At 39.9% G+C, this 24,197-nt stretch carries 20 protein-coding genes; 11 read left to right on the forward strand and 9 right to left on the reverse strand.

All coding sequences use genetic code 11. From position 1 onward, the window contains the following. The first annotated feature begins 33 nt into the window (after positions 1–33). From accB to QSE00_RS01465, 5 genes are all read left to right on the forward strand, one after another. The gene (accB, locus tag QSE00_RS01445; RefSeq protein WP_110354312.1) at positions 34–519 is read left to right on the forward strand and encodes an acetyl-CoA carboxylase biotin carboxyl carrier protein; all 486 of its coding nucleotides are present in this window, start codon (positions 34–36) and stop codon (positions 517–519) included. 91 nt (positions 520–610) lie between these two features. Continuing rightward, entirely contained in the window at positions 611–1,963 is a 1,353-nt protein-coding gene (gene accC / locus QSE00_RS01450) for an acetyl-CoA carboxylase biotin carboxylase subunit (RefSeq protein ID WP_110354313.1), read from the forward strand. Between the two features lie 187 nt (positions 1,964–2,150). Beyond that, entirely contained in the window at positions 2,151–3,266 is a 1,116-nt protein-coding gene (locus QSE00_RS01455; protein WP_110354314.1) for an NAD(P)/FAD-dependent oxidoreductase, read from the forward strand. Positions 3,267–3,320: 54 nt separating this feature from the next. Then, positions 3,321–3,776 carry a 3-oxoacyl-ACP synthase gene (locus QSE00_RS01460; RefSeq protein ID WP_110354315.1) on the forward strand — a complete coding sequence of 152 codons (456 nt, stop codon included), beginning with the start codon at positions 3,321–3,323 and terminating at the stop codon, positions 3,774–3,776. A 53-nt stretch (positions 3,777–3,829) separates the two neighbouring features. Continuing rightward, entirely contained in the window at positions 3,830–4,528 is a 699-nt protein-coding gene (locus tag QSE00_RS01465; RefSeq protein WP_110354316.1) for a cyclase family protein, read from the forward strand. A gap of 21 nt (positions 4,529–4,549) precedes the next feature. On the opposite strand, the gene arfB is transcribed toward QSE00_RS01465, so the two are convergent. From arfB to QSE00_RS01500, 7 genes are all read right to left on the reverse strand, one after another. Next, positions 4,550–4,954, reverse strand: coding sequence for an alternative ribosome rescue aminoacyl-tRNA hydrolase ArfB (gene arfB / locus QSE00_RS01470; protein WP_286104617.1), 405 nt, complete (start codon positions 4,952–4,954; stop codon positions 4,550–4,552). A 7-nt stretch (positions 4,955–4,961) separates the two neighbouring features. Then, a complete protein-coding gene (locus tag QSE00_RS01475) occupies positions 4,962–5,936 on the reverse strand; it encodes an ABC transporter ATP-binding protein (RefSeq protein ID WP_110354318.1) in 975 nt (324 codons plus the stop codon). A 92-nt stretch (positions 5,937–6,028) separates the two neighbouring features. Further along, the gene (locus tag QSE00_RS01480) at positions 6,029–8,188 is read right to left on the reverse strand and encodes a prolyl oligopeptidase family serine peptidase (RefSeq protein ID WP_286104619.1); all 2,160 of its coding nucleotides are present in this window, start codon (positions 8,186–8,188) and stop codon (positions 6,029–6,031) included. Positions 8,189–8,306: 118 nt separating this feature from the next. Continuing rightward, positions 8,307–9,296 carry an aspartate-semialdehyde dehydrogenase gene (locus QSE00_RS01485; RefSeq protein WP_110354320.1) on the reverse strand — a complete coding sequence of 330 codons (990 nt, stop codon included), beginning with the start codon at positions 9,294–9,296 and terminating at the stop codon, positions 8,307–8,309. 232 nt (positions 9,297–9,528) lie between these two features. After that, positions 9,529–9,930, reverse strand: coding sequence for a large conductance mechanosensitive channel protein MscL (mscL, locus tag QSE00_RS01490; protein WP_110354321.1), 402 nt, complete (start codon positions 9,928–9,930; stop codon positions 9,529–9,531). A 145-nt stretch (positions 9,931–10,075) separates the two neighbouring features. Beyond that, complete coding sequence (alr, locus tag QSE00_RS01495; RefSeq protein WP_286104620.1) at positions 10,076–11,182, reverse strand: alanine racemase; 1,107 nt, start codon at positions 11,180–11,182, stop codon at positions 10,076–10,078. Continuing rightward, positions 11,175–11,819 (reverse strand): thymidine kinase, encoded by a 645-nt coding sequence (locus tag QSE00_RS01500; RefSeq protein WP_286104621.1) that lies wholly within the window; start codon positions 11,817–11,819, stop codon positions 11,175–11,177. The genes alr and QSE00_RS01500 overlap by 8 nt, the downstream gene beginning before the upstream one ends. Positions 11,820–12,022: 203 nt before the next feature. On the opposite strand from QSE00_RS01500, the gene QSE00_RS01505 reads away from it, so the two are divergent. From QSE00_RS01505 to QSE00_RS01515, 3 genes are all read left to right on the forward strand, one after another. Continuing rightward, positions 12,023–12,709: a hypothetical protein gene (locus tag QSE00_RS01505; protein ID WP_110354324.1), complete on the forward strand. Its 687-nt coding sequence runs from the start codon at positions 12,023–12,025 to the stop codon at positions 12,707–12,709. A gap of 101 nt (positions 12,710–12,810) precedes the next feature. After that, positions 12,811–13,482 carry a 16S rRNA (cytidine(1402)-2'-O)-methyltransferase gene (gene rsmI / locus QSE00_RS01510; RefSeq protein ID WP_110354325.1) on the forward strand — a complete coding sequence of 224 codons (672 nt, stop codon included), beginning with the start codon at positions 12,811–12,813 and terminating at the stop codon, positions 13,480–13,482. Continuing rightward, positions 13,482–14,060, forward strand: a complete 579-nt coding sequence (locus tag QSE00_RS01515) for a uracil-DNA glycosylase family protein (RefSeq protein WP_286104622.1) — start codon at positions 13,482–13,484, stop codon at positions 14,058–14,060. The genes rsmI and QSE00_RS01515 overlap by 1 nt, the downstream gene beginning before the upstream one ends. A gap of 561 nt (positions 14,061–14,621) precedes the next feature. Here the strand turns inward: QSE00_RS01515 and QSE00_RS01520 are convergent. Continuing rightward, positions 14,622–15,230 (reverse strand): superoxide dismutase, encoded by a 609-nt coding sequence (locus QSE00_RS01520; RefSeq protein ID WP_110354327.1) that lies wholly within the window; start codon positions 15,228–15,230, stop codon positions 14,622–14,624. Positions 15,231–15,349: 119 nt separating this feature from the next. On the opposite strand from QSE00_RS01520, the gene QSE00_RS01525 reads away from it, so the two are divergent. From QSE00_RS01525 to QSE00_RS01535, 3 genes are all read left to right on the forward strand, one after another. Further along, a complete protein-coding gene (locus QSE00_RS01525; protein ID WP_286104623.1) occupies positions 15,350–18,469 on the forward strand; it encodes a UvrD-helicase domain-containing protein in 3,120 nt (1,039 codons plus the stop codon). Positions 18,470–18,894: 425 nt separating this feature from the next. Next, complete coding sequence (locus QSE00_RS01530; protein WP_286104624.1) at positions 18,895–20,235, forward strand: OmpA family protein; 1,341 nt, start codon at positions 18,895–18,897, stop codon at positions 20,233–20,235. A 316-nt stretch (positions 20,236–20,551) separates the two neighbouring features. Further along, positions 20,552–23,302, forward strand: a complete 2,751-nt coding sequence (locus QSE00_RS01535; protein WP_286104625.1) for a PD-(D/E)XK nuclease family protein — start codon at positions 20,552–20,554, stop codon at positions 23,300–23,302. 2 nt (positions 23,303–23,304) lie between these two features. Here QSE00_RS01535 and QSE00_RS01540 read toward each other — a convergent pair whose 3' ends face one another. Beyond that, complete coding sequence (locus QSE00_RS01540) at positions 23,305–24,018, reverse strand: SDR family oxidoreductase (protein ID WP_286104626.1); 714 nt, start codon at positions 24,016–24,018, stop codon at positions 23,305–23,307. Between the last annotated feature and the right edge of the window lie 179 nt (positions 24,019–24,197).

The raw sequence follows: 24,197 nt of genomic DNA on the forward strand, positions 1-24,197 counted from the left end.
ATCTGTCGCAACCTATAAACTAATACGAACTCTATGGATATTAAAGAAATTCAAAGCTTAATTAAATTTGTCGCCAAATCTGGGGCTAGTGAAGTAAAATTGGAGATGGAAGATATAAAGATCACCATCCGAACCGGGGCAGCTGGTCATACCACAGAACCAACTTATGTACAGCAAATTCCTATGGGGGGCCATATGCCACAGCAAATGGCTGCCGCTCCTGCCGCTTCTCCTTCTGTGGAGGTAGAGGTGAAAAAGGAAGCTGATGAAAATTCAAAATATATTACCATAAAATCGCCTATAATCGGTACTTTTTATAGAAAACCTTCACCTGATAAACCTTCTTTTGTTGAGGTAGGCGATACCATTGGTAAAGGGGATGTGCTTTGTGTTATAGAAGCCATGAAACTATTCAATGATATTGAATCCGAAGTGTCCGGGACCATTGTGAAAGTTCTTGTAGATGATAGTTCACCTGTAGAATTTGATCAGCCTTTATTTTTGGTAGATCCATCATAAGAAGTTTTAAATGTTAAATGTCGGATGACAATTTTCTCTGGTCAGTCCGAACCATTTAAAATTTAGATTACAAAATTTAAAATTTCAAAAGATGTTTAAAAAAATACTTATTGCAAATAGGGGGGAAATAGCGCTACGGATTATTAGGACCTGTAAGGAAATGGGTATTAAAACGGTTGCGGTATATTCTAAGGCCGATGAAGAGAGCCTGCATGTTCGTTTTGCGGATGAGGCGGTTTGTATTGGTCCTGCCCCAAGTAGTGAATCTTATTTGAAGATTCCCAATATTATAGCTGCGGCAGAAATTACCAATGCAGATGCTATTCATCCGGGATATGGTTTTCTTTCGGAGAACTCCAAATTTTCCAGAATATGTGCTGAGCACGATATCAAATTTATTGGAGCTACAGGTGATCACATAGACAAGATGGGAGATAAGGCCACGGCAAAGGAAACCATGAAGAAGGCTGGTGTACCTTGTGTACCAGGTTCTGATGGTCTGCTTAAAGATGTAGCCGATGCCAAAAAGGTAGCTAAAAAGATGGGATATCCCGTTATGATCAAAGCTACTGCTGGTGGTGGAGGTAAGGGAATGCGTGCCGTAATGTCCGAAGAGAAGATGGAGGATCTTTTTGACAGTGCCGTAAAGGAAGCTACAGCGGCCTTTGGCAATGGTGGAATGTATATGGAAAAGTTGATCGAGGAACCACGTCATATAGAAATTCAGATTGTAGGGGACCAGTATGGAAAGGCTTGCCACCTTTCGGAAAGGGACTGTTCCATACAGCGTCGTCATCAAAAATTAACGGAAGAGACTCCTTCCCCCTTTATGACGGATAAGCTGAGGGACGATATGGGGAAAGCGGCTGTAAAAGCAGCAGAATATATTAAGTACGAAGGAGCTGGCACCATAGAATTCTTAGTGGACAAACACCGGAATTTCTATTTTATGGAAATGAATACCAGGATACAGGTAGAACATCCCATAACAGAACAGGTAATAGATTATGACCTTATTAGGGAACAAATTTTGGTGGCAGGTGGAGTCCCCATCTCAGGGAAAAATTATCTTCCAAAACTTCACTCCATTGAATGTAGAATAAATGCCGAGGATCCGTATAACGGATTTAGACCTTCTCCAGGAAAGATTACCACCCTGCACACTCCAGGGGGACACGGGATTAGATTGGATACACATGTTTATAGTGGATATACCATACCGCCCAATTATGATTCCATGATTGCAAAGTTGATTACCACGGCCCAAACCAGGGAGGAGGCCATCAATAAGATGAAGCGTGCGCTGGATGAGTTTGTAATAGAAGGAATTAAGACCACCATTCCATTCCATAGACAGCTCATGGATCACCCGGACTACTTGGCCGGGAATTATACCACAAAGTTTATGGAAGACTTTGTAATGGCACCACAACCGGCGGAATAATAAGCTTTTAACAACACAATTATTTCTTGGAAGAGGCGGATTAAACTGGGGGGCAACCAACAGTTTAATCCGCTTTTTTAGTTTAAAGGATTATTGAATGGACCCTTCACCATTAATTATTCGTATCTAAATTAATAATACCTTTATCGCACTTTTGTTACCTTGATCATAAATGCACCTACCCTATATGAACCTAAGTTATTGGGAATATAAAACTTGGTTGTCCAATATAGACTACACTATTATAGGCAGCGGAATAGTGGGGCTTAATTGTGCTGTGTATTTAAAGGAGCAATTCCCTAAAGCTAAGATTTTAGTCTTGGAAAGAGGACTGCTGCCACAAGGAGCCAGTACTAAAAATGCTGGATTTGCCTGTTTTGGCAGTATTTCGGAGGTTTTATCGGATTTAAAAATGCATTCGGAGGAGGAAGTCCGGCAATTGGTGCAAAAGCGCTTGGAGGGGATACAGTTACTTAGGGAGAACCTTGGTGATGAACAAATAGATTATCAGAACCACGGAGGGCATGAAGTTTATTTCCAGGAACAGGAGGAGCTATTTGAAGATTGCCTGGGCAATTTGGAATGGGTGAATTCATTATTGAATCCGGTATTTAAGACAGACTCTTTTCAAGTACATCCCAATAGTTTTAATTTTGAGGGGATCCAGAAGTATTATATCACAAACCCGTTTGAAGGGCAGATCAACACCGGTAAAATGATGAAGGCTTTACTGGATAAAGTGCAGAATTTGGGTGTTACGGTCTTAAATGCCATTGGGGTGGAAGGCTATGTAGAGAATATGGATCACGTTGCTGTTAAAACCGATCATTTCGAATTTAAGACCCACAAACTATTCATTGCAACCAATGGTTTTGCCTCCCAATTAATTGGGGAAACGGTACGCCCGGCCCGAGCTCAGGTACTGATTACCAAACCTATAAACAACCTGAATATTAAAGGAACTTTTCATTTGGAGGAAGGGTATTATTATTTTAGGAATATAGACAATCGAATTTTATTGGGAGGGGGGAGAAATCTCGATTTTAAGGGTGAGGAAACTAGCTCCTTTGGCGAGACCGCCCTGATCCAGAATAGGCTGGAGCATATACTACATAAAGTCATTTTGCCCAATACCTCCTTTGACATAGACCTAAGATGGAGCGGTATTATGGGAATGGGCAAACAAAAGAAGCCTATTGTAAAGCAATTGGGCAAAAATGTATATTGCGGGGTGCGAATGGGAGGGATGGGAATTGCCATTGGTAGTTTGGTTGGTAAGGAATTGGCTAATTTGATGAAGTAGTTTTAAAGTTTCAATGGGCTAAAATCCGCCGTAATTTAAAAAATTTTATTCTGAATGGATTCTTCGGTAAAACAACAATTATATGCGTTTTGTAAAGTATTTATAGGGAAGAGGTTGGAGCGTATCAATAGCAACATCGATTCCCTACAGGAAGCTTTGACCTCCGAGACCAAAAGTAGTGCCGGGGATAAGCATGAAACGGGAAGGGCTATGATTCAATTGGAACGCGAAAAGTTGGGCAATCAACTGGCGGAAGCACAATTGTTGCAGGAGTTGTTTAAAAAGATACCGCTACAAGCGAGTTTGTCAAAAGTGGGATTGGGCAGTGTGGTGTTTACCGATCAACAAAATTATTATATAGGGATAAGTGCGGGGGAGTTGAAGATAAATGGGGTGTCCTATTTTGCCATTGCACCAAATACCCCCATAGGGAAATTGTTATTGGGGAAAACTGTGGGCGATATGGTTGTTTTTAATACTAGGCAAATGGTAATACAGCAGCTCGGGTAGTTGCTGGAGCTGCAGAGGGAAGTATTTGGTTTTAAAAGTATTATTTTCTCATTATGGTTGAAATTATTGATCTAAGTCAGGAAATATTTTCTGGAATGGCGGTGTATAAGAGCCTTCCCGAGGTTAAGATGGAGATGTATGCTTCCCATGAACAATGGGACGGGATTACCGATGCCAACACGGTATCCCCAAGTGTCTACAAGTTGGATATGAGCGAACATACTGGCACCCACGTGGATTCCCTTAGCCATATGGCACGTGAATTTAGGGGGCAGTCCATAGACACCATGCCGCTCACTATGTTCTATACGGAGGGAATTTGTTTGGACTTGTCCCATAAGGGCCTAATGCAATTAATAGAACCGGCAGATTTGCTATCGGCTTGTTCCAAAGGCAACACGGAAATAAAAAAAGGTGATACGGTTTTGATCTATACCGATCATTATAGACGAACTTATGGAAGTGCCAACTGGGGCCGTGGTCCGGGACTAAGTGCTTCTGCGGTACGTTGGTTGGGAGAGCATGGCATTTCTGCATTTGGCGTGGAAATGATGTCTCCTGGTATTCCAGGGGTATCCAATAAAGAGGTACATCATATTTGCGGACAAATGGGCTTTACGCATTATGAAAATATGATCAATTTGCAGCTCCTGATTGGTCGAGGGCGCTTTAGATTTATAGGTTTGCCTTTGAAAATCAGGGGCGGTACCGGATCCCCTGTCCGGGCCGTAGCTGTTTTTGGGGAGGGGTAGCATTAGGTTGTTACCCGGGGACTAATCCAGCTTGGGTTTGCTCCTGTTTATTTTTTTTAGGGCCGCTTTTTTTTTGCCTTTTAATCGTTTTTCGATGGCCGATCTGCTGGGTTTGGTCTTTCTTCGTCTTTTTGGAACTACCAGGTTGGTTTCGAGGGTTTCCAGGAATTTTTTGATGACCAGTTCCTTGTTTTTATGCTGACTACGGGTTTCCTCACATTGCATTAAAAGAATGTTTTCCTTACTCAGTTTGGACGACAGTTTTTTGAGAAGTCTGTTTTTTTCCGTTTCGGTCAGGGAATTGGAATTTTCCAGATCAAAGGTCAGTTCCACTTTGGAGGAAACCTTGTTTACATGTTGTCCTCCGGCACCACTGCTCCGCACTGCTTTAAATGTTAGTTCCTGTATGATTCCTTCCCTATTCAATGGTATGTTATGGTTTTAGACGTTGGCTAATGGTTTCCAAGGCAATATTTAGGAATACCTTTTTACCGATGGTTAGCGCTTCTTCGGAATTGAACCGTATTCTTTGCGCTCCTGATATGGCTTCAATTAAAAAATGACTGCCCATAAAATAGCATCTTTCAACAATGGTTGGAATTCCAGATTTATTTGAGACCCTAAATTCATGGGCGTATACAATGATTTTTCGCTCCAAATCTCCATAAGATTTTATTATATTTATGGGTATTAGGTTGGCTTCCCCGAACAAACTGGCGGTATAAATATTTTTCGGGTTGTTATACAGATCTCGGGTATTGGCATTCGCCATTATTGTCTGATCCTTGATTACTATGATTCTTTTGGCATAGGGCAAAATGTCTTGGTGGTCATGGGTAGCGGTGATACAGCTAATCCCCTCTTTATTTAAATATTCAAAGAGATTTCTTCTAAGTTGATTTTTTCTAAAATTGTCAATATGCCCGAAGGGTTCGTCCAACAAAAGTAATTCAGGTTTTTGCGCCAAAACCCTGGCCAAAGCAACCCTTTGCTGTTGCCCTCCACTCAGGTTTTTTACCTTGACCTTTGCAAAGGGGACCATGTCTATCATTTCCAATAATTCAGTGGTTCTTGCCTTTAATTCTTCTGGATAAAAAACAGATAAAAACTGACTTACGTTTTCAGCCACGGTGGTGAAGGGCATTAAATCAAAATCTTGGGAAAGGTATTTCATGAAGGATTCCCCGGGTACTAAATTAAAATCGGGGCCCATCACCTGCTTTTCTCCCCAGAATATGTTGCCTTGCAGGGGCTGCAAAAGACCGTAAATAATTTTGAGCAAGGTGCTTTTACCACAACCGCTTTCACCTACAATGGAAATATGTTCTCCCTTACCTACCTTAAAACTGATATTGGTAAGTATCGGTTTTTTATCATAGGCAAACGAAAGGGAATTGACTTGTAACATGGGCTAAAACTATAAATGCACTTAGAGGGTATAAAAAAAGTCCATTTCTAAAAGAAACGGACTCTAGAACAAAATTATCGATTTTTTTTAAACTAATCCTTAAAATCTTTTAAAACTCCCTTGTTCGGGAGTTCTCTAAAGCCCATATTGAACAAGGTAAATCCAAAAATATCCACATTTTGCTCAATGGTCTTGCTAATAGGAGTGCCTGCACCATGGCCGGCATTTACTTCTATTCGTATTAGGGTAGGGTTGTCCCCTGTCTGCTTATCCTGCAGTTCCGCAGCGAACTTAAAACTATGGGCTGGTACCACCCTGTCATCATGATCGCCCGTGGTAATCAAGGTAGCCGGATATGCTACCCCTTTCCGAACATTGTGCAGAGGGGAATAGCCTTTCAGATAATTAAACATTTCCAAGTTGTCTTCAGCTGTCCCATAATCATAAGCCCAGCCGGCACCAGCGGTAAATGTGTGATACCGTAGCATATCCAGAACGCCTACAGCGGGAAGGGCCACCTTCATTAAATCTGGTCTTTGGGTCATGGTGGCACCCACTAAGAGCCCACCATTGGAACCTCCCTTAATGGCCAAATAGTCCGATGATGTATATTTTTCGGCTATTAAATATTCGGCGGCAGCAATAAAATCGTTAAAGACGTTCTGTTTACGGGTTTTAATACCGGCATCATGCCATTGTTTGCCATATTCACCTCCACCTCTTAGGTTGGGCACAGCATAGATGCCGCCTTGCTCCATCCACACGGCATTTATAACACTAAAAGTCGGCGTAAGGCTTATGTTAAAGCCCCCGTAACCATATAAAATGGTAGGATTTTGGCTATTTAACCGCAATCCTTTTTTATGGATAATCATCATTGGTATCTTAGTTCCGTCCTTGGAAGGGTAAAATACTTGTGTGGATACATAGTCCTCTGGGTTGAAGTCTATTTCAGGTTTCCAATAAACGGTGTAATTACCGGTTTTTATATCCAATTTATAAATGGTTTCCGGGCTATTGTAATTGGTAAAGGTGAAATAAAGATCGGTTGCCTTCTTTTTTCCTCCAAAACCACCGGCACTTCCTAGTCCTGGAAGTGCAATTTCACGTATCATTGTGCCTTGGTCATCGTATTGATATACTTTTGAAATGGCATCTACCATGTACTCTGCAAAGAAATAACCTCCACCAGTGCCCACAGAAAGAACATTTTGTGTTTCTGGAATTAGATCCTTCCAATTTTCAGGTGTTGGATTATCTGCTTCCACGGTTACTACTTTTTTATTGGGCGCGTTTCTATTGGTCAATATGAATAATTTGGATCCCACATTGTCTATGATATGGCTATCACTATCCGTAGAATCCAATATGGTCCTCAGTTGGCTCTCCGGTTGCGTCAAGTCTTTTATGAACAATTTGTTCCCAGAAGTAGAAACAGCGGCCGAAATTATTAGATACCTATTGTCTTCGGTAACGTAACCTCCAACATATCTATGTTTTTCCGATAAAATACCGCCAAAGACCACCTCATCGCTCTTTTGGGGAGTCCCAAGTTTGTGATAGTAAAGTTTATGTTGGTCGGTTTTGGCAGATAGTTCACTTCCTTTGGGTTTGTCATAACTGGAGTAAAAGAAGCCTTCGTTTCCCTTCCAGGAAACACCACTAAACTTAATGTCAACTAGGGTGTCCTCAACAATGGACTTGTCTTCCGCATTGATGACAATTACTTTTCGCCAATCACTTCCACCCTCGGATATGGAGTAGGCAGCTATGGAACCATCCTTTGAAAAATTTATACCCGCCAAGGAGGTGGTGGCATCTTCGGAAAAGGTATTCGGATCCAGAAAAACTTCTACCTGTCCCTCATCTCCTTTTTTACGGTACAATACACTCTGATTTTGTAAACCATCGTTCTTAAAAAAATAGATGTAATCGCCTTCTTTGAACGGAGATCCCAACTTTTCAAAATTCCATAATTGCTCCAAACGTTTTTTTAGTTCTCTTCTATAGGGAATTTTGTCCAAATAGTTAAAAGTGGTCTCGTTTTGTAATTGGACCCAATTTTCTGTTTCGGGGCTTCGGTCGTCTTCCAACCAACGGAATGGGTCCGGTACTTTTGTTCCGAAATAGGTATCTACTGAATCGGTTTTTTTTGTGTTTGGATATTTCAAAATGACAGTATCTTTTTTTTGGGCAGGTTCACAGGCTAGCATCAGTATTCCAGCCAGTGGGATCAATATGAATGTTTTCATTTAAGGCCGTTCAGAAACCAAAAATAGCATAAAAAAACCTTTGCAAATGGTAGTTGCAAAGGTTTTAACATCTTCATTTACCCTTTAGGGATTGAAGGGTTTTGGTATATGGATTCTATTAAACTAGTTGGTTTTGGACCAAATACTCGGCAATTTGTACCGCATTGGTGGCTGCACCCTTTCTTAAGTTATCCGCAACGATCCACATGTTCAAGGTATTGGCCTGTGTTTCGTCCCTTCTAATACGGCCTACAAATACATCATCCTTTCCATGTGCATATATGGGCATAGGGTAGGTATTGGTATCGGTATTGTCCTGGACAACGATTCCTGGTGTTTCGCTCAACAACCTTCTTACTTCCGAAAGGTCAAAATCGTTTTCAAATTCAACGTTGACCGACTCTGAATGACCTCCGGCCGTTGGGATACGAACAGCCGTAGCAGTTACGGAAAATGTTCTGTCGTTGAATATTTTTTGAGGCTCCCTGGCCAATTTCATTTCTTCCTTGGTATATCCATTATCCAGGAATACATCGCAATGGGGCAATGCATTTTTCCCAATGGGATAAGGATACGCCATTTCCCCTTGTATTCCTGCAATTTCGTTTTCCAATTGCCGTACTGCTTTTACCCCGGTTCCGGAAACCGATTGGTAAGTAGAGACGACCACCCTTTTCATCTTGTATTTTTTATGAAGGGGGGAAAGTGCCAATACCATCTGTATTGTGGAACAGTTTGGATTTGCTATAATCTTATCTTCTTTGGTCAATTCGGAGGCGTTTATTTCCGGAACCACCAGTTTTTTGGTGGGATCCATACGCCAGGCTGAGGAATTGTCTATTACCGTGGTACCTACAGCGGCAAATTTTGGCGCCCATTCCAAGGAAGTATCCCCTCCGGCTGAAAAAATGGCAATGTCCGGTTTGGCGGCAACCGCAGTTTCCAGCCCAATTAAGGTATACTCCTTGTCTTGGAAGCTTAACTTTTTACCTACAGATCTTTCCGAGGCCACTACCAATAATTCCGTTACTGGAAAATTACGTTCTGCCAATACTTTTAGCATTACCTCCCCGACCATTCCCGTTGCACCAACTACAGCTACTTTCATTACTATTATGATTAAAATTTCAGTGGGCAAATGTACTGAATATAGGCTATTAAACAATACATAAATAGGAATATATTAAAAATATAACAAATTGTTACAAAAATAACTTTGTAAAATAAAAGAACCGTCAACTTGGATAGCGAATCCTAGCTGACGGTTTTTGTTGGTTAGTTGGTTGTGTAGCGGTTGTACTTCTATCTCAAGTCCAAGTACACAATGCTTTTATAAAAAATTATTTTTTCAGTAAATCCCTGATCTGTGTTAAAAGTTCCTCCTGACTTGGACCTTTTGGTGCTGGTGGTGCCGGTGGGGTTTTGGTTTTATTGTAGGCCTTTACGATCAAGAATAAAACAAAACCAACAATAATTAAATTGATTATAGAATTGATCCAAGCTCCATAACGAATGGCACTTGCTGGTTTTTCAACCGTTCCGTCCGCGGCGACGACAGCTTCGGAAAGAACATATTGCATGTCGGAGAAATCCACACCTCCCGTAAAAAAGCCTACAATTGGCATCATGATATCGTTGACAAATCCACTGACGACCAAGCCTGCAGCCCCGGCGAGCAATACAGCAACTGCCAAATCAATGACATTGCCTGTCATAATAAAATCCTTAAATTCTTTTAACATAATTAGTGTTTTATTTGATTAATACTATCTGCAATTTAACCCAAATAGACGTCTTAACAAAATGTTAAATAAAAATGTTGGGTACAGTGAACATATCTTTTTAATTCTAGTTTTAACCTCTGGTATAAACCTGAACCCTTAAATTCTAATCAATGTAAAGGCGTTTCACCCGCTGCGAAATACCGGTGAGAAGCTCATAGGTGATGGTTTTGGCGGAAGATGCTAGGTTTTCTGCACTGTGATCCGGGCCAAAAACAATGACCTCGTCGCCCTCTTTGCAATCAATCCCCGTTATATCTACCATAATCATATCCATACAAACATTGCCAATAATTGGAGCGGGTTTTCCCTGTATATATACCTTACCTATACGGTTACCATATTGTCTGCCTATTCCGTCCGCATGGCCTAGGGGTAATGTTGCGGTAACCTTGGAAGTATTGGAAATAAATGCCCTGTTATAGCCAACACTTTCATGGGGTGCAATCTTGTGGATTTGAGATATTATTGTTTTAAGAGTGGCAACAGGAATTAACTTTTCATCTTCTGAGGCCTCGTTTCCATACCCATAAAGTCCAATACCGCTTCTTACCATGTCGTACTGTGCTTCAGGGTAATTAATTATTCCAGAGGTATTCAACATGTGCCTAGTGGGGCTGTACTTTAATTTAGAAATTATTGCGGAACTTATTTTTTCGAATTGGCTAATCTGGGAGCATGTAAAATCTTTTTCATTGATATCCTCGGAAGCGGCCAAATGTGAAAAAAGGGAGCTGATTTTTACCTGATCTGCTCCTTCCAGCGACCTTATGATAAAATCCATATCCCTCTCCCCTAGTCCCAATCTGTTAAGACCGGTGTTGAATTTTAAATGTACGGGGTAGTCCCTTTGGCCCAACTCTTTGGCAATTTTTAAAAAGGAGGAGAAAATGGATTTTGAATATAGACTGGGCTCCAAACAATTTTCTATCATTTTGGTAAAACTTACCTCTTGCGCGTGAAGTACTAGGATAGGTAATTCAATTCCTGCATTTCTTAAAGCTATCCCTTCCGAAGTATAGGCTACGGCCAGGTAATCTGCACCAAGGGATTCCAATTTTTTGGCAATGGCAATTGAATCGCTTCCATAGGCAAAGGCCTTTACCACTCCAAGGAATTTGGTGTCCTGATTTATCTTGGTTCTTAAATAGTGATAATTGTGCTCCAGGGACCTGAGGTCAATTTCCAGAACGGTTTCTCCGACCTTAGTCATTCGATGTTTTTTGAGGAGGCACTACTTCCTCCGAAGTAACTTCCAAGGCACTCACTTTTTCTTTTAACATAGCTTTGTAGTATGCAGCCCTACTAAGGGGTTCATATTCTTCGGTTTCTCCAAGAAAAACCATTTTAGTGTTATTGGCCTTTCTAAAACTATAATTGGCAAGGTTACCGGTGCGAGTGCAAATGGCATGAACTTTTGTGACATATTCGGCTGTGGCCATTAAAGCCGGCATAGGCCCAAACGGATTGCCTTTGAAATCCATGTCCAATCCGGCTACCACTACTCTTATCCCCTTGTTGGCCAGATCATTGCATACGGTAATAATTTCGTCATCGAAGAATTGGGCTTCATCAATCCCTACTACATCACAGTCATCCGCCAAAAGTCGAATATTGGCCGCTGCAGGTACAGGTGTAGATCTTATTTCATTGGCATCGTGTGAGACTACCATCTCCTCATGGTATCTTTTGTCCACCATGGGCTTGAAAATTTCCACTTTTTGTTTGGCAAATTTGGCCCTTTTCAACCTTCGGATCAGTTCCTCGGTCTTACCAGAGAACATGGAACCGCAGATTACTTCGATCCAACCGAATTGTTCTTTAGGGTTAACAGTATTTTCGAGAAACATTTTGTAATTTTAGACGAAAGTAATTTGTTTTCCGTTTTTTATTAGGAGGCATAAAATTATAAAAAAAATAATCCTTCTGGTATAAATGTTGGTAGAAGTTGGTAATCTTGATTACTCGTTTTTTAACCATCCATTTATTACCTGTAAGGAATTGCTATATTGTTGTCCCAATCGGGGCCCTACTAATTTTAAAATATATTCAGATGAAAAAGAGACTAAAAGAGGAATTGAGAAAATTATCAACTGAAATAATAACTTCGAGAAACTTAAGCGATTACTCGGCCTTATATGATACGGCCAAGGAATTATATGAAAAGTTGGCGGTCCTTAAATATATTGAGGAACAATTGAATGAGGTAGAGATAGATGTCTCCAAGAATGCCATTGCGGCAAAATTTGAAACCATGGCCAACTCCGTGCTGAATGCAAATTCTTCGGTACCAGAAAGTAACCCGCATAAGGAGGATATAATTATTCCAGGTATAGATACCATAAAGGATATGGTCTCGGAGATGCCCGGAGCCACCACTATCGATGAGGTATTATCCCAATTTACCAACAAACCGGATCTTATCAAAAATGATAAGGATCTATTTACGCCCAAGGAGGTGAAAACAGTGAAAGCGGTAGGCACCGCCCAACCTGTGGAAAATAGTGCTAAAAAGGTATTGAAAGTGGATTTGAACGATCGCTTGGCATTTGTAAAGCATCTCTTCAATAATAATATGGAAGATTACAACAGGGTTTTGTCCCAGTTGAGCACCATTGACAGTGAAGAGAGATCTATTTCCTTCATTACAAACATGGTAAAGCCGGACTATAATAATTGGGAAGGAAAGGAAGAATATGAACAGCGGTTTATGAACGTAATTGCCCGTAAATTTGCGTAAGAATTTTTAGGGACAATAATGGAAATCGTTAATATGGATTTTCAGTACTTTTGTCACTTGCCACCAGCCGTTGTTCACAAAGCCGGTGTTTAATAGAATTAATGGGGAAATTATATATTGTACCTACTCCTATAGGTAATTTGGAAGATATTACATTGCGCGCTATCAGGGTGCTAAAGGAAGTGGATCTTATTTTGGCCGAGGATACCCGTACCAGTGGAAAATTATTGCACCATTACAACATCGATACCCCTATGCAAAGTCACCATATGCACAATGAGCACAAAACGGTGGAAGGTATTGTAAGGCGCTTGCAGTCTGGAGAAAATCTCGCATTGATATCGGATGCGGGCACTCCTGCCATTTCAGATCCCGGTTTTTTGCTTACCCGTGCCTGTGTGGAAAATAAGATAGAAGTGGACTGCCTGCCCGGTGCTACCGCTTTTGTGCCTGCTCTGGTAAATAGCGGACTGCCGAACGATAAATTTGTTTTTGAGGGTTTCTTGCCCGTTAAAAAGGGGAGGCAAACCAGATTGACCTTATTGGCCGAAGAGCCTAGAACAATTATTTTTTACGAATCGCCCCATAAATTGGCAAAGACCTTGTTACACTTTGAAACTTATTTTGGACCGGATAGATTGGTATCCGTTTCGCGGGAGTTGTCAAAAATGTATGAGGAGACCATAAGGGGTACGGTGAAGGAGGTTTTGCAGCATTATACGGACCATCCACCCAAAGGAGAGATCGTTATTGTGGTGGCAGGCAAAAAATAATGGAAGAACTATTATCTGAAATAAGAAGTTGCCAGGTATGTAAGTCCCATTTACCGTTGGGACCTAGACCTGTGGTTGCAGCGCATCCCGATGCCAAGCTTATTATCATTGGCCAAGCACCGGGTATCAAGGTACACCAAACTGGAATACCTTGGGATGACCCTAGCGGTCGGCAGTTGAGGAAATGGCTCAATATTACGGATACCGTTTTTTATGATGAAAGCAAAATAGCACTGGTACCTATGGGATTTTGCTATCCCGGCAGAGGTAAAGGAGGGGACTTGCCCCCTAGACCGGAATGTGCCCCATTGTGGCACAGCGCCTTACTGAAAAGTATGCCGAACGTGCAACTTATTATTTTAATTGGGACCTATTCCCAAGGTTATTATCTTGGGAAGACTGCTAAAGGAACCTTGACAGAAACCGTAAAAGGCTATCGCGAATTTTTACCGAAATACTTTCCCTTGCCACACCCTTCTCCCAGGAATAGGTTTTGGCAATCAAAAAATCCGTGGTTCGAGCAGGAGGTGATACCCATACTTCAGGAAAGGGTTAAAAGAATCCTTGATCATTCCTGATTATCTTCAAGTGTATATTTCATTTGTTCAGAATTTCTTCTCTGGAATACTATCCCAAAAGTATTTTAACCTATAATTGGGGCGTTTATCTAAAACCTTTTTTACGCCACTTCATTTGGTTTACTTTTGGAGGACCATAGCATAAGTAGGTTAAGTTCATGGTAAGATTTGGGGAAAAAAGGCGGAGCTTAGCTTCGCCTTTTTTATTGCTGAAAATCAGTATTTTAACTGTTTTTTAGCTCCTTTTAACGATAATTCTTTACCATCATAGAAAAAAATCGTCGATAAAAAGTCATAATTATTTTTGTTATTTCTCACAATACCAGTATTTTAGTATCGCCATAGCATAAGTAGGTTAAGTTTATGGTAAGATTTGGGACGAAAAGGGTGGAGGCTTCTCCACCCTTTTCTATTTTTAGGATACAAAAAAAAGTCCGCTTGTCCAATTTTGGACGAGCGGACTTTAAATTTATTCCATCGACTGCTTTGAAAAAGCACCCGAAAATAATCACTAAGGCCAAATGTAGCCTTTGCTTATTCCGTAATGGTTATTGGTAACCCTTACTTGTTGGCCTTGTAGGCAGCGGCTACTTTATCCCAATTGACTACGTTAAAAAAGGCGTTGATGTAGTCTGGCCTTCTATTTTGATAATTGAGGTAATAGGCATGTTCCCATACATCCAAGCCCAAAATTGGAAATCCGTCACATCCGGTTCCAGGCATAATTGGATTGTCCTGATTTGGAGTAGAGCATATTTCCAGTTTTCCTCCTTTATGAACACATAACCAAGCCCATCCAGAACCAAATCTGGTGGCTGCGGCTTTGGAAAAGGCATCCTTAAATGATTCGAAAGAACCAAAAGCCGAGTTTATTGCATCAGCAAGCTCCCCTGAAGGTTGCCCACCACCATTTGGAGACATTATTTCCCAAAACAATGAGTGGTTATAGAATCCTCCTCCGTTGTTTCTTACAGCGGCATTGGACATGTCCAAGTTGGACAAAATATCCAAAATGGATTTTTTTGCCAAATCTGTTCCCTCAATAGCATTATTTAAATTGGTAGTATACCCGTTGTGATGCTTGGTATGGTGTATTTCCATGGTTCTGGCATCAATATGTGGTTCCAAAGCGTCATACGCATAAGGTAATTTAGGTAATTCAAAAGCCATAATGTTTTCGTTTTTATGTTAAAAAATGTTGTTTCCCAAAATTACGGTTTTATGACATAAATTCAACTAATAATTTGTTAAGAACTGTTTAATATTGCTTATTTTGCGACTAAAATACCGTGCAGGACGCCCCTTACAAAATATATAACGCCTCCGCTGGGTCTGGCAAGACCTATACGCTTGCAAAAGAGTATTTGAAAATCATCCTTTCTTCGGATTTTAATAGAAACTACCGCAGTATTCTGGCCATTACGTTTACCAACAAGGCGGTAAACGAAATGAAACAGCGAATTTTGGGCAGTCTATTTGCTTTTGGCACAACCTCCGATGAATTTGAGATTCCTTCCATGCTGGCCGATATCTCCCAAGAATTGGGAATTGATACAAGAACGCTGCGGAATAGGTCCAAAAGAGTTCTGAAGGAAATACTGCATAATTATGCCTTTTTTGATGTTTCCACCATTGATAAATTTACCCATAGGCTTATAAGGACTTTTGCGAAAGATTTAAAATTGCCCCAAAACTTTGAGGTGGTTCTGGACACCAAATTATTACTGGATGAAGCCATTGCCAAACTTATCAATAAGGCGGGTTCCGATACGCAATTGACCAAAGTGTTGATAGATTTTGCCTTGGAAAAAATTGATGACGATAAAAGCTGGGATATAGCTATCGACCTACAAAAGATAGGGGTTTTATTGTTCAATGAAAATCAGGCTCCCCACCTTAAAAAACTTGAAGACAAGGGTATTGATGACTTTTTGGGTTTAAAAAAGGAATTGTTGCTTCAAATACAGTCCCATGAGACAAAAATAGTGGCGTGGGCCACGGAGACCCTTGCCATAATAGAGGATAACAATTTGGAATTCAATAATTTTAAATCGGGCTATTTCCCAAAATTTATAGCCAAAATTGCCTCGGGAGATCTAAAAATGGATTTCAATGCCGGTTGGAAACAAAAATTTGAAACCGATCCCCTTTACGCCAAGACCTGTCCACAAGGCATTAAAGATATTCTGGATAAACTTCACCCAAGGTTTATTTCGCTGTTCAACGAGATTAAGGATCATTATAATGCCTTGTCCTTGGTTAAGAACGGATATAATAATATAGTGCCCCTTACGGTCCTCAGTGCCATTCAACATGAAATAAAAACTCTGGAAAGGGAGCGTGACCTATTGCCCATCTCCTCTTTTAATAGTATTATTTCCAAAGAAATAAAAGACCAGCCGGCACCTTTTATTTATGAACGTATAGGGGAGAAGTATCGTCATTATTTTGTGGATGAATTTCAGGATACATCCGAAATGCAATGGAACAACCTAATTCCTTTAATAGGTAATGCATTGGAGAGTCAGGACGATCAAGGTAAAATAGGTTCCTTGCTTTTGGTAGGCGATGCCAAACAGGCCATATACCGTTGGAGAGGGGGCAAGGCGGAACAGTTTCTGAACCTGATAAACCTAAAGGAAAATCCGTTTGTATTTCCGCCATCCACGAAAAATCTTCCCGCAAATTACAGGAGTCATGAAGAGGTAATAAAATTCAACAATGATTTTTTTACGATTACCAGCCCCTTTTTGGAGAATACCGTATATAACAAATTGTTTGTAGAGGGCAATAGGCAAAAGTACAATAGCAAAAAAGGAGGTTTGGTACAACTTTCCTTTATTGATACCGAGGAATCCCACGAGGAAGATGGGGAATACTGTAATTTGGTAATGAAAACCTTGGAAGAGGTTTTGCAAAAGAACTATTCCCTAAAGGATGTTTGTATACTTACCCGTAAGAAGAAACATGGAATCTTGTTGGCAGATTTTCTAATGCAGGGCAATATTCCTATCATTTCGTCCGAAACTTTGTTGTTAAATAGCAATCCAAAGGTTAGGTTCCTGATTAATTTATTGCATTTTAGCCTACAGCCAAAGGAGATGGAAAGGTGTTATGAAATACTGAGCTTTCTTTCTGAAGAGCTTGAAAATAGACATCAATTTATAAACGCCAATATTAATAATGTACCCCAGTTACTCTTGGGAACTTACGGCTTTAATATAGATATTATAGGTCAATCCTCGGTTTATGATGGCTTGGAATATGCCATTAAAAAGTTTGGATTGGCAAACAGCTCGGACGCCTATATAACCTACTTTCTGGACGTTGTTTTGGAAGTGGAACAAAAGGAGGGGGCAAATACCCAAGTCTTTTTGGCGTATTGGGAGAAGAAAAAGGACAGTTTAAGCATCACCGCTCCCGAAAATGTGGATGCCGTTCAAATAATGACCGTTCATAAATCCAAGGGATTGGAGTTTCCTATTGTAATCTTTCCATTTGCCAATACCAATATATATGAAGAAAGGGATGCAAAATTATGGCTGCCCGTAAACCCGATCTCGTTTAAAGGTTTTGAGGAAATACTAATCAACAAAAAACAGGAGGTTATAGGTTATGGTCCTCTTGCGGAAACAATTTATAACGAAGAACAGCATAAATTGGAATTGGACGCCTTTAATCTATTGTATGTAGCACTGACCAGGGCGGTTAAGGGTCTTTATGTTATTTCCAAGAAAGATCTGACCCAAAAGGGAGAACATAAACCAAATTATTATTCCGGATTGTTTATACATTATTTAAAGGAGAAGGGGCTTTGGGAAGAGGCCAAGACCTCTTATCGATTCGGAGACCTTGAAATGCAAGACGATTCCTCCGGCCAAGGGGAACATCAGGAAAAGATAATCCATTTATACACTTATAAGGAGCGACCCGGATTTAGAATTTTGACCAAAGCGGGCGCACTTTGGGATACGGAGCGGGGAACAGCACTTAGCAAGGGAAATTTGCTCCATCATATAATGGGATTAATTGAGACCAATGACGATATTGAAGGAGCTGTTGACACGCTAATTAGAAACGGCGATCTTTCCCATGGAGACAGTCTTTTGATGAAACAAAGGATTAAGTCCATTGTTGACCACCCAAAGTTATGCGGCTATTTTCTTAAGGGAAACCTTATAAAGAATGAACAGGACATCCTAACCAAAAATGGAAAGGTACTTCGCCCGGACAGGCTGGTCATTAAGGAAAACAAGGCTACCATTATAGATTATAAGACAGGGAAAAGGAATCCGGCATACCATGAGCAAATCTATTCCTATGCAGACGCTCTGGAAGCAATGGGATATGAAATTGAAAACAAAATCCTTATCTATATCAATGATGATATTACCCTAGACTTTATCTAGTGGGTGCTAAAGGCGTGATTGGAGAAGTTTAAATAGGACGTTTTTGGTCTTTAATGCGCTCACTGCGGTATAATAGATTGGGACTCCTGTTATTTATTGGCCCAAAATTATGTTAGATGGTATCCAATTATGGTGGAAATTCATCAATTTGATGCCATAATAAATTATTTATCTTATCGGATTATTCTTTCCATGTTGTTTAAAGATAAAGCAAGAAGTTGCCTACAAGGTCTTATAGCTAATGGTTTTTTGGACTTGGATTGTACAATAACTATTTTTGCCAAGGTGGGGATAGTATGAAATATCGATTAAATGCGTCTTTTTTGGTATGAAATACGTTAAAAAAATTAAGAGAATGATTTTGTTAATAATTTTTAACAACTTACATTTGCAGCTAATAAACACTTAAACTTAAAAAATTGAACATGAAACATCTTAGCAAATTATTGGTTGTTGCCTTACTTTTTGTAGGTTTTAACAACGTACAAGCGCAAGACGAGAATAACCCATGGCAAGTAAGTTTCGGAGCTAACGCAATCGACGTTTACCCTACCGAAGATTATAGTAGCTTTGGGAATGAATTCTTTAATGCAACAGACCACTGGAACATACTTCCATCAATTTCCTATGTTGGAGTTTCCAAGTACGTAGGTAGCGGCTTCTCAATTGGGGCAAGAGGTTCCTTGAACCGAATTGACAAATTGGGGGATACAAGCGTTGACGATTTGTCTCACTATGCTGTTGATGGTACAATAAAATATAATTTCTTAAAAAGTACAGTAATCGATCCATTTATCGAAATAGGTGGTGGATATACTTGGATAGACGAAGTAGGTGCTGGTACAGTAAATGGTGGTGTTGGACTTAACATCTGGTTTACTGAGAATATAGGTCTTACATTACAGTCTAGTTACAAGCATGCTTTCGAAGATTACTTGGCCAAACATTTCCAACATATGGCAGGTATTGCTATCAAATTTGGTGGAACTGATACCGATGGTGACGGAATCTACGACAAGGATGATGCTTGTCCAGAAGTTGCTGGTCTTGAAATTTTCAACGGATGTCCAGATGCTGATGGTGATGGCATAGAGGATAGCAAAGATGCTTGTCCTAACGAAGCTGGTTCCAAAGAAATGAACGGATGTCCAGATGCTGACAGTGACGGTGTTGCCGATAAGGATGATGCTTGTCCTAACGAAGCTGGTCTTGCTGCTTTAGCTGGTTGTCCAGATGCTGATGGTGACGGTGTTGCCGATAAGGATGATGCTTGTCCTAATGAAGCTGGTCCTGCTGCTAACAAAGGATGTCCTTACCAAGATAAAGATGGTGACGGTGTATTGGATAAAGATGACAAATGTCCAGATGTTGCTGGAACTGTAGCTAACCAAGGTTGTCCTGAAGTTACTGAAGAAGTTCAGAAGCAATTGAACGAATATGCTAGAACAATCTTGTTCGATACTGGTAAATCTTCCATCAAAGCAGAATCTACTTCTGTAATGGTTGATATTATCACTATCCTTAAAGAGTATCCAACTGCTAAATTTACTGTAGAAGGTCATACTGACAGTGTAGGTAGTGCTTCCTTGAACCAAAAATTATCTGAGTCAAGAGCACTTTCAGTTAAATCTTTCTTGGTAGAAAAAGGTATTGAAGAGTTTAGATTATCTGCTGTAGGTTACGGTGAGGATAAGCCAATCGCTACTAACAATACTAGAGCTGGAAGAACACAAAACAGAAGGGTTGAAATCAACTTGGTAAAGTAATTTCCAAGTAGTTTTAAAACTATAACGAAAAGCCCCGCTATTTAGCGGGGCTTTTTTTGTTTTTAAAAGTTCAAGGATAAATGGCTAAAATTATTATCCCAACCTAAAATTATTATATTTTTAATGTTAGTACGGACTGCATGCCTCGGTTCTATTTTTTATAATTAAATTACCCTGTAATTGCAGACAACTGTATTGCAGCAGGTGCCCTAGAAAACGGGAAACCTGTTGGTAACTGTGGGGATTTTGGCCACGACAATTATAACTGCCTGCCCCTAAAGGGTCTGCCTATTAATTTAAAATAAAATAGAATCAGTTGAAAAGCTTTCTCCAACAGGTAGTTGATGATTTATTACAATCCTATGACTCCTTAGACGACCTGATCTTAATACTTCCCAGTAAAAGGGCAGGAACTATTTTAAGGACAACATTGGCCGATACAGCCGATAAAACTATTTTCTCGCCAAAAATATACAGTATTGAAGGCTTTGTGGAACAAATATCCAATCTACAGACGGCTTCCAGTATGGAGCAACTTTTTACCCTTTATAAGGCTTATTCGTCCATGGAATACGCAGAAAAGGATAACTTTTATACCTTTTCCAAATGGGGACAGACCATGTTACAGGATTTTAATGAAATAGATAGATATTTAGTAGATACCAAGGATATATTTTCTTATTTGGCCAATATCCAAGAAATTAATCATTGGTCATTACAAAAAGAAAAATCGGAGATAATAACGAATTACATTGAATTCTGGAATAATCTTGAACCACTTTATAACGCTTTCAACGATTTGCTAAAAGCCCAAAACTTGGGACATCAGGGTCTAATTTATCGGACGGCCTGTGAACAGCTGAAGGATTATTTAGGCAATAACCAGAACAACACACATATTTTCATTGGTTTTAATGCGTTAAATACCGCGGAATCGTATATTATTCAGCAAATTCTTGACAAGACCAAAGCGGATATTTATTGGGATGGGGACAGCTATTTTGTGGAGGATCCCATACATGACGCCGGGTACTTTATTAGGCAACATTTAAATACCTGGCCCTGGCTTAAAGGAAAGACGCTAAAGGGCGTGGAAAGCAATTATTTATCCGAAAAGGATATTAAAATTATAGGGGTACCTAAAAACGTTTCCCAGGCCAAGTACGTAGGTAACCTTTTGTTACAACTTAAGAAACAGGATAACAACCTACTTAAAAACACTGCAATAGTTTTAGGGGATGAAACTTTGTTGAATCCTGTTTTAAATTCCATCCCCTCGGAATTGGATACGGTAAACATTACCATGGGATATCCCTTGAAGAATACTCCTTTGGCCAGTTTGTTTTCCCAATACCTTTCCATACATATAAAAAAGGATTCCCAGGGCTGGTATTTTCAGCAGGTGTTGGATTTTTTATCTCATCCTTACATCCAGATCTTATGTACTGAAAATCAGCAAAATAAGGCTAACCTTATAAGTGAAGCTATTAGAACAAAGAATTGGGCATTTATAACGACTGATAATTTACGGTCCTTAGGGGAAGGAAATGAGGATTTGCTAAGTTTACTTTTTTTTCGCGAGGAGGTCCCAGGAACTGTTTTTTTACATAAATGCCATCAAATTATCCAAATTCTTAGGGAAAGGTTTACCCAAAGCAAAGACTCCTTCGGATTGGAGTATTTGTATAAATTTTACTCCCTGTTCAACCAGCTTCAGGACATGGTAGAGCAATATTCATTTGTCAATGACCTAAAATCCTTGGAAAGCCTTTATTTGGAAATTGTAAGGAACGAAACCTTGGACTTTCAAGGAGAGCCCTTGGAAGGCTTACAGATAATGGGAATGTTGGAAAGTAGGGTGCTCGATTTTGAAACCGTTATTCTTACTTCTGTCAATGAAGGAATACTTCCTTCCGGTAAGTCCAATAATTCCTTTATCCCCTTCGATCTAAAAAAGTATTACAAACTTCCTACCTATAAGGAAAAGGACGCCGTTTACACCTATCACTTTTATCGCTTATTGCAACGGGCAAAAAACATCTACTTGTTGTACAATACAGAACCAGATGTTTTGGAAGGCGGGGAAAAGAGTAGGTTGTTGACCCAATTGTTAACGGATGAAAATAAATTGGCGGATATTACCGAGATCATCGCGGCACCTGAAATTGCCCCTTCTCTTAAAGTCTTACAAACTATATCCAAGGATAAAAGCCTTATGGATTTGATCAAGACGCACGCTGCAAAAGGATTTTCTCCTACCTCCCTGAGCAACTATATTAGGAATCCAATAGATTTTTATAAGAGGAACCTATTGGGAATAGACGATGTTCTTGAGGTAGAGGAAACCGTTGCCAACAATACCTTTGGTACAATTGTTCACGATACCTTGGAAGATCTCTATAGGCCCTATATAAATACCTATTTGAAGGAATCCATGCTTTTGGAAATGAAAAAGAAGGTAAGGCCTCTAGTGATTGGCCATTTTGCCAAAAGCTTTGCCGATGGCGATATTTCCAGAGGAAAAAATTTAATAGCATATAATGTAGTAGTGCGGTATGTGGAAAATTTTCTTAAACTGGAAATGGCAGAAGTGGCGCAACATCAAATTAGGATATTGGGGGTTGAAGAAAAACTACGAATGGATATTAATGTTCCAGGCTTGGATTTCCCTGTAGCCCTAAAAGGAAAATTGGATCGGATAGATGAAAAGGATGGGGTCATTAGAATTATCGACTATAAAACAGGAACTGTCACCAGTTCCCAAGTTGAAATTGTTGCATGGGAAGACGCTATTGAGGATTACAACTATAGCAAGGCTTTTCAATTGCTGTGTTATACTATAATGTACAACAGCATGAAGCCTATTGATGCTATTGAGGCAGGGATTATATCTTTTAAAAATTTAAGTTCGGGTCTTCTCAAATTTGCCGTAAAGGAAAAAAAGGGCAGTAGAAACAAGGATAATTCCATTACCCAAGAAACTATTGCCCATTTTATGGAATCCTTAAAAACTTTAATATTTGAAATTGGCAATCCTGTTGTGCCGTTTACCGAAAAAGAAGTGTAGCCCTATTTTTTATCTGGTCGTGTAGGTCTAACCTCTATCTTGCTGGGCAAGGTCCTTGGATTCATTTGTAAAAGATCCAAAACCAATTCGCCAATATCTTCTGGTTGTATCTTCCATGCATCCTCTTTTGAAGGTTCATGTCCATTAAAATTAGTTGCTACGGAACCTGGCATTATGGTGGAGACCTTAATGTCATAGGGTCTTAAATCCAACATAGCGGCCTGAGTAAAGCCTACTACCCCAAATTTGGTGGCATTATAGCCAGCGCCATTCGCAAAAAAATTGGTACCGGCCAAACTTGCCACAGTAATATAATAACCTTTGGATTTCTTTAGTGCCTCAACGGAAGCCTTGAGAGAGTGGTATACTCCGTTTAGGTTGGTGTTTACCATTTCGTGCCATTGAGTGTCGGAAATTTGATCTATGGGAGCAAAATGTCCAACTCCTGCGTTGGCCACCATTACATCCAATTTTCCCCACTTATCCAAGATCTTTTTAATCGCTGCCTTTTCATCACCTATATTTGATACATCCGAGGCTATGGCAAGTACCATGTCTTCAGGGCCAAGTTCTTTGGCCGCTTTTTCGGCATTTTCCAACTGCCTGCTACTAATGGCCACTTTCATTCCCGCTTTCAATAATTTGGATGCTATTCCAAATCCTATTCCTTTGGAGCCCCCTGTAATATAGGCTACTATGTTTTTTAAATCATTCATGCTGTTTAGTTTTAGGTGAAATTAAAATTATAAGGGGAGAAAATAAAAAAGTAAGCGTTATTGTTTTCTTAAACCGGGTGCTTCATAACAAAACGTCATACTAAATTAATGGATAAGTGGGCTTAGGCAGGTAGTAGCAACCTCTGGGCGGTGTAATACTGTAGATGTCTCTTTACGGA

Origin of the sequence: Arenibacter flavimaris (assembly GCF_030291335.1) — a bacterium.
Lineage (GTDB): Bacteria > Bacteroidota > Bacteroidia > Flavobacteriales > Flavobacteriaceae > Arenibacter.